This window comes from Streptomyces sp. NPDC042002 (assembly GCF_055588305.1).
The window spans coordinates 21,730-28,285 of sequence record NZ_JBVJCT010000026.1 but is presented as its reverse complement, the minus strand read 5'-3'; the positions used below and the strand labels follow the sequence as shown (position 1 = coordinate 28,285).

The 6,556-nt window shown below is 71.4% G+C and carries 5 protein-coding genes; 2 read left to right on the top strand and 3 right to left on the bottom strand.

Translation table 11 applies throughout. The annotated features are described in order from the left end of the window. Window positions 1-484: 484 nt before the first annotated feature. A complete protein-coding gene (locus ACZ6KY_RS29500) occupies window positions 485-1,600 on the top strand; it encodes an LOG family protein (RefSeq protein WP_469313307.1) in 1,116 nt (371 codons plus the stop codon). A gap of 157 nt (window positions 1,601-1,757) precedes the next feature. After that, the gene (locus ACZ6KY_RS29495; protein WP_469313306.1) at window positions 1,758-2,465 is read left to right on the top strand and encodes an LAETG motif-containing sortase-dependent surface protein; all 708 of its coding nucleotides are present in this window, start codon (window positions 1,758-1,760) and stop codon (window positions 2,463-2,465) included. A gap of 103 nt (window positions 2,466-2,568) precedes the next feature. Here the strand turns inward: ACZ6KY_RS29495 and ACZ6KY_RS29490 are convergent, their stop codons facing one another. The 3 genes from ACZ6KY_RS29490 to ACZ6KY_RS29480 all read right to left on the bottom strand — a co-directional run bounded on the left by ACZ6KY_RS29490 (window position 2,569) and on the right by ACZ6KY_RS29480 (window position 6,389). Continuing rightward, complete coding sequence (locus ACZ6KY_RS29490; protein WP_469313305.1) at window positions 2,569-3,603, bottom strand: ABC transporter ATP-binding protein; 1,035 nt, start codon at window positions 3,601-3,603, stop codon at window positions 2,569-2,571. Beyond that, on the bottom strand, window positions 3,604-5,202 hold the full coding sequence (locus ACZ6KY_RS29485) for an ABC transporter permease (RefSeq protein WP_469313304.1): 1,599 nt from the start codon (window positions 5,200-5,202) through the stop codon (window positions 3,604-3,606). 98 nt (window positions 5,203-5,300) lie between these two features. After that, a complete protein-coding gene (locus ACZ6KY_RS29480; RefSeq protein ID WP_469313370.1) occupies window positions 5,301-6,389 on the bottom strand; it encodes a thiamine ABC transporter substrate-binding protein in 1,089 nt (362 codons plus the stop codon). Window positions 6,390-6,556 lie beyond the last annotated feature (167 nt).

Genomic DNA, 6,556 nt, shown 5'->3' with positions numbered 1-6,556 from the left:
ACACCTCTGTCACGGCCCTGCTGCGCGCCCTGCTCACCCATGTGCCCCCCCCCCCCCCCCCCCCCCCCCTCCCTCCCCCCCCCTCCCCCCCCCCCCCCCCCCCCCCCCCCCCGCGGCGTCTCCGGCGACGCCCGGCCGCGCCCTCGCCGCCGGGTGCGTCGTCTGGCAGACCATCACCCAGACCCCGGACACCCCCGGCTGACACGACAACAGGACGAACCCCTGCGCCACGCACAGCAGAGCCGGGCCAGGCCGGCCCGCCGGTGCCGGGCGCGGCAGACCCGGCACGAATCACCGCGCCGGACGGCGGACCCGAGCGCGAGCCGCCGCGCCGACCGACCCGCGCCCGGGGTGCGGGTCGTAATGCCGGGCACCGTAAAACCGGCGTGCGTCGCCGAACGGCCGCCACGCACCCGGGCGCGAGTCGTGGTGCCGGATGTCAGGACCCGGGTGGGCGGCGGAGGGCAGCCCCTAGCATGGCCGCGTGCAGCCGACACCCCTTCACTCATCCCATGACCGTGAGATCGAATCCCTCGCCGAGTTCGACGAAGTCGTCTCGACGGGCGGCTCGCTCGCCGGGTTCCGTGTCCAGGCCGTCGATCTGACGGGCCGTACGCGGGATCTGCTCGCCGTGGACACCGCGGGCGCCGTCTTCCTCGGCTGCCCGATGGAGCCGGAGGCGGCCGAGCGGGTCCGGACCTCGGGCGCCCTCGTCTTCCCGCCCGTGCCGGGCCTCCCCCTCGACCCCTACCGGGGTCATCCCTACTCCCCCGACGAGCTCTTCGCCTCGCTCGACGCGGGGTACGAGGCGACGCCCGACGCCCGCGCGTACGCCTGGTTCCAGCGGACCAAGGCGGACGGCGACATATTCGCGTCGATGGTGCGCGCGGTCCACGACGACTCCGTCTCGGACGCCCTCGACGAACTCCTCGTCGGCGAACGGGTGGTCGGCGTGATGGGCGGCCACGCGATGGCGCGCGGCACGGAGGCGTACGCGGGTGCCGCGCGGCTCGGCCGCACGCTCGCCCGCTCCGGCCTCATGGTCGCCACCGGCGGTGGCCCCGGCGCCATGGAGGCGGCGAACCTCGGCGCGTACGCGGCCCCCTTCGACGACGGCATGCTCGACGAGGCGCTGCGGATCCTGGCCACCGTCCCGTCGTTCACCCCCTCCGTCACCGACTGGGCGCGCGCGGCGTTCGAGGTGCGGGAGCGATGGCCGTCGGGTGGCCCCTCGGTCGGCATCCCCACCTGGTTCTACGGCCACGAGCCGCCGAACGCCTTCGCCGCGCACATCGCCAAGTACTTTGCCAACGCGACCCGCGAAGACGGGCTGTTGGCCCGCTCGAACGCGGGTGTCGTCTTCCTGCCGGGCGCCGCCGGGACCGTACAGGAGATCTTCGACAACGCGACCCCCAACTACTACGAGTCCAGGGGCGAGCCCACCCCCATGGTCCTGGTCGACCGTACGCACTGGACCGACAAATACCCCGCCTGGGCACTGCTCAAGTCGCTGGCCTGCGAACGGGCCATGGAGTCACGGATCGCGCTCGTCGACCGGATCGATGACGCTCCGGAGGCACTCAAACACTTCGGAGGTTAACAACTCGGCAAAGCCAACACCGAGGCGGGGCATATGCATTGACAGCCCTTAGGCTGCGCTTATAAACCTTTGAAACTCCTGGGGGAGCTGTTGCTGGAATGATTCACAGCAAATCCCCCAACACCCCCCGCAGTTGCGCAACCTGTGAAGGGCAATCGTGTCTATATCCCGCCGCACCGCACGTACCGTGCGAATCCTCGGCGTTGCCTCCGCCTCTGCCGCGCTCGCGCTCGGCGTCGCCGGTAACGCACTCGCCTGCAATATCAGTGAGTTCAAGAACGCCGAAGCCAAGTGCGACGGCACCAAGGGCATCATCACCGTCACCGACTTTGACGGCTCCAAGACCGAGGCCACCGTCTCCTTGTTCCTCGAGAACAACGGCGCCGACGTGCAGAAGATCGGCGAGCAGACGGTCAAGGGGTCGAGCGAAGGCGTCACCATCACCTTCGCCGAGGACTGGAAGCCGAACGCCGTCTACCGCATCCACGTCAAGGCCGGCAGCAAGGAAATCGGGGACGCCACGGACAAGGACGGCAACGACCGCCTGACCGCACCGGCCACCCCCTGCAAGACCGAGGAGACCCCGACGCCGCCCGCGTCGGCGACCCCCTCGGACTCGGCGACCCCCTCCGCCTCGGACACCCCCTCGGACTCGGCGACCCCGTCGGACTCCGAGAGCAGCGCCGCCCCGGCCACCCCGGGCGACAACCAGCCGTCCGCGGCCGCCGGTGAGTCCAACCTCGCCGAGACCGGTGCGAACTCCAACACCCCGATGATCGCCGGCGTCGCCGCCGCGTTCGTCATCGTCGGTGGCGGAGCGGTCTTCTTCGGCATGCGCCGCCGCGGCGCCTCGAAGGCCAGCTGACGCTGACGCGCATCCTGTACGACCGTGTGGCCCGCCCCCGTTGAGGAGGCGGGCCACACGGCCGTTCGGACACCTTGGCGAACCGGCGTGACTCTCCGGCCCCTCAGGCGGCGGACGACTCCCCGAGCACGACGATCTCGGCGGCGTCGAACTCCACCCCGACCACGTCCCCGGGCTCCGGAGCGTCCCGCAGCGCGCACGCCGCCTCCAGTCGGGGCGCGCCCTCCGGCTGAAGCTGTACGGCGACGTGTGTGCCCCGGAAGGTGCGTGCGGCGACCGTGCAGCGCAGCCCGTCCGCCGCGGCCACGAGCCGTACGCCGGCGGGCCGTACGAGGAGCGTACCGGGCCCCTGGGCGGCGCCCTCGGGCACCGGGACCTTGCCCCACGGGGTGTCGGCGGCGGTCGCGCTCACCGTCGCCTCGACCACGTTGTCGAAGCCGAGGAAACGGGCCACGAAGGCGTCCGCGGGACGCTGCCAGACCTCAAGTGGCGTACCGGACTGGGCGATCCGCCCGTCGCGCATCACCACGACCCGGTCCGCGAGCGCGAAGGCCTCGCCCTGGTCGTGGGTGACGGCGAGCACCGTCGTACCCAACTCGCCGAAGAGGTGGCGGAGTTCGACGACCAGCCGTTCGCGCAGCGAGCGGTCGAGCTGGCCGAGCGGTTCGTCGAGCATCAGCAGCCGGGGGCGCGGCGCGAGGGCGCGGGCCAGTGCCACACGCTGCTGCTCGCCGCCGGAGAGCGAGGCGACGGCGCGGTCCCGGGCACCGGGCAGACCGACGAGATCCAGCAACTCCCCCACCCGGGCCGCCTGTCCGCTCTTCGACGTGCCGTGCATCCGCAGCCCGAAGGCCACGTTGCCGCCCACGTCCCGCTGCGGGAAGAGCTGATGGTCCTGGAACATCAGGCCGACGCCCCGCTTGTGCGCGGGAACACCCGCCTGGTCCTGTCCGTCCAGCACCACTCGGCCCGCGTCCAGCGGCTGGAGTCCCGCCACGGTCCGCAGCAGCGTGGACTTGCCGCTGCCGCTCGGCCCGAGCACGCACACGATCTCGTGCTCGGCGACATCGAGGTCGACGGCGTCGAGCACGGGCCGCCCGCCGAAGCGTACGGTCGCGCCCTGCAGGCTCAGCAGCATCTAGAACTCCCCGGTCCGGTCGGTCCGTACCCGCTCCAACAGCAGCAGCGCCACCGCGCACACCACCATCAGGATCGTCGAAAGGGCCATGGCCTGGCCGTAGTTGAGATCGCCCGCGCGCCCGAGCAGCCGGGCCACGGCGACCGGCAGCGTCGGGTTGTCGGGCCGTGCGATGAAGACGGTCGCCCCGAACTCCCCGAGGGAGACGGCGAAGGCGAACCCGGCCGCGATCAGCAGCGCCCGCCGCACCATCGGCAGATCCACCTCGCGCCACACCCGCCACGGGGACGCCCCGAGCACGGCCGCGGCCTCCCGCAGCCGCCCGTCCACCGCCCGCAGCACGGGCAGCATCGTCCGTACGACGAAGGGGACACCCACCAGCGCCTGCGCCAGCGGCACCAGGATCCAGCTCGCGCGCAGATCCAGCGGCGGCTCGTCCAGGGCGATCAGGAACCCGAAACCCACCGTCACCGCGGAGACGCCGAGCGGCAGCATGAGCAGCGCGTCGAAACCCCGCATGAGACGGCCGGCGCGCCGGGTGAGGGCCGCGGCGGCCAGACCGCCGATCAGCACGGCGATGGCGGTGGCGGCGAGCGCGTACTCCAGCGAGTTGCCGACCGCCTCGATCGGGGCGACGAGGAAGACACCTCCGTCGTCGTCGGCCAGCGCCCGGTAGTAGCCGAATCCCGGTGCGCCGAGTGACCGCTGGACGAGGACCGCGAGCGGCAGCACCAGGAGGACCACGATGCTCGCCAGCACGCCCGCGAGGAGCGCCCACTGCCCGGTACCGCGCGGCCGGCGCGCGGTCGTCTCCGGGGCCACCAGGCGCAGGGCGGTCTCCCGTCGGCGTACGGTCGCCGCGTGCACGACGAGGATCGCGCCCACCGCCACGAACTGGACGATCGTGAGCACCGCCGCCGTCTCGAGGTCGAAGATCTCGGAGGTCTGCCGGTAGATCTCGACTTCGAGGGTCGAGAAGGTGGGGCCGCCGAGGATCTGCACCACACCGAACGAGGTGAAGGTGAAGAGGAAGACCATGAGGGCGGCGGCGGCCACGGCCGGCCCGAGCGCGGGCAGCGTCACCCTGCGCCACGCCGCGAAGCGGGAGGCGCCGAGCATGCGCGCGGCCTCCTCCTGGCGCGGGTCGAGCTGCGACCAGAGCCCGCCGACGGTCCGTACGACGACCGCGTAGTTGAAGAAGACATGCGCGATCAGGATCGCCCACACGGTGGTGTCCAGTCGTACGCCCCACAGCTCGTCGAGCAGGCCGCCCCGGCCGAGCAGCGCGAGGAACGCCGTGCCGACGACCACGGTCGGCAGCACGAAGGGCACCGTGACCACGGCCCGGAGGATCTGCTTGCCCCTGAACTCGAAGCGCGCGAAGACATACGCGCCGGGGAGCGCGATCAGCAGCGTGAGGGCCGTCGAGGCGAGCGCCTGCCAGGTGGTGAACCACAGCACGTGCCGGATGTCCGGCCGGGTCGCCACGTCCCAGATCCGGCCCAGTCGCCAGCCGCCGTCCCCGTGGAGGCCGCGCGAGACGATCGCGGCGACAGGGTAGGCGAAGAAGACCGCGAAGAACGCGACGGGCAGGACCATCAGCCCGAACCGTGTCGCGCCCTGCCCGCGCGCCTTCCGCGAAGCCGCCGGAGCTCCGGCGGCTTCGCCGACTCCCTCGGCCGCGTCGGCCCCGTCGGCTACTTCAGTACGAGTGAGGTCCACGACTTGACCCACTGGTCGCGGTCGGCGGCGATCTTCGCGGGCGCCAGGATCTCGGGATCCCCGGCCTGCGGACCGAACCGCGTGAACTCCGCCGGCACCCGCGCGCCCTCACGCACCGGGTAGACGAACATGTTGAGCGGCATGTCCTCCTGGAACTCCTTGGTGAGCAGGAAGTCCAGGAACGCCTTGCCGCCCTTGGCGTTCTTGGCGTGGCTGAGCAGACCCGCGTACTCGACCTGCCGGAAGCAGGTGCCGGCCGCGACCCCGGTCGGGGCGGTGGTGGGCTTCGGGTCGGCGTAGATGACCTCGGCGGGCGGCGAGGAGGCGTACGAGACGACCAGCGGCCGGTCGGCCTTGGCCTTCTTGCCGCCGGCGGACCCCGAGAACTCGTCGTTGTACGCCTGCTCCCAGCCGTCCACGACCTTCACGCCGTTGGCCTTGAGCTTCTTCCAGTAGCCCTGCCAGTTGTCGTCGCCGTAGTGCGCGGCCGAACCGAGCAGGAAGCCGAGGCCGGGCGAGGACGTGGCGGCGTTCTCGGTGACGAGGAGGTTCTTGTACGCGGGCTTGACCAGGTCGTCGAAGGACTGCGGCGGCGCCAGCTTGTGCTCGCTGAAGTAGGCCTTGTCGTAGTTGACGCAGATGTCGCCCGTGTCGATGGGCGTGACCCGGTGCTTGTCCTGGTCGGTCCGGTACTCGGGCAGGACCAGGTCCGCGCCCTTGGCCACGTACGGCTGGAACAGCCCGTTGTCGAGCGCGCGGGAGAGCAGGGTGTTGTCGACGCCGAAGAAGACGTCGCCCTGCGGGTTGTCCTTGGTCAGGATCGCCTTGTTGACGGCCTGCCCGGCGTCGCCGTCCTTGAGGACACGGACCTTGTAGCCGGACTGCTTCTCGAAGTCCTTGAGCACGCTCTTCGACACGAGCCACGAGTCGTGGCTGACGAGCGTGATCGTCTTCGAATCGCCCGAGCCGGCGGCGTCGGACGAGCCGCACGCGGACAGCGCGGGCAGCGCGACGAGGCCGAGCCCGACGGCCAGGGCCGCGAACCGCCTGCTGCTGGTGATGATCACTGGATTCCTCCTGGGTGACCAGGAAGAGACGCGGCCCCGCCCGGGACCTCTGACGGTTCCCGGGCAGGGCGCAACAGCTTGAGTAAGGACCGAACTTCCTACCCAGAATGACCTGGGCAAGGTTCAGAGGGTCTGCGGTCTGTCCCGCACTCTCAGCGCTGTGG

Bases quoted from the DNA above. Each gene is read 5' to 3' on its own strand.
- ACZ6KY_RS29490 (WP_469313305.1), bottom strand. From the start codon at position 3,603: ATGCTGCTGAGCCTGCAGGGCGCGACCGTACGCTTCGGCGGGCGGCCC.
- ACZ6KY_RS29485 (WP_469313304.1), bottom strand. From the start codon at position 5,202: ATGGTCCTGCCCGTCGCGTTCTTCGCGGTCTTCTTCGCCTACCCTGTC.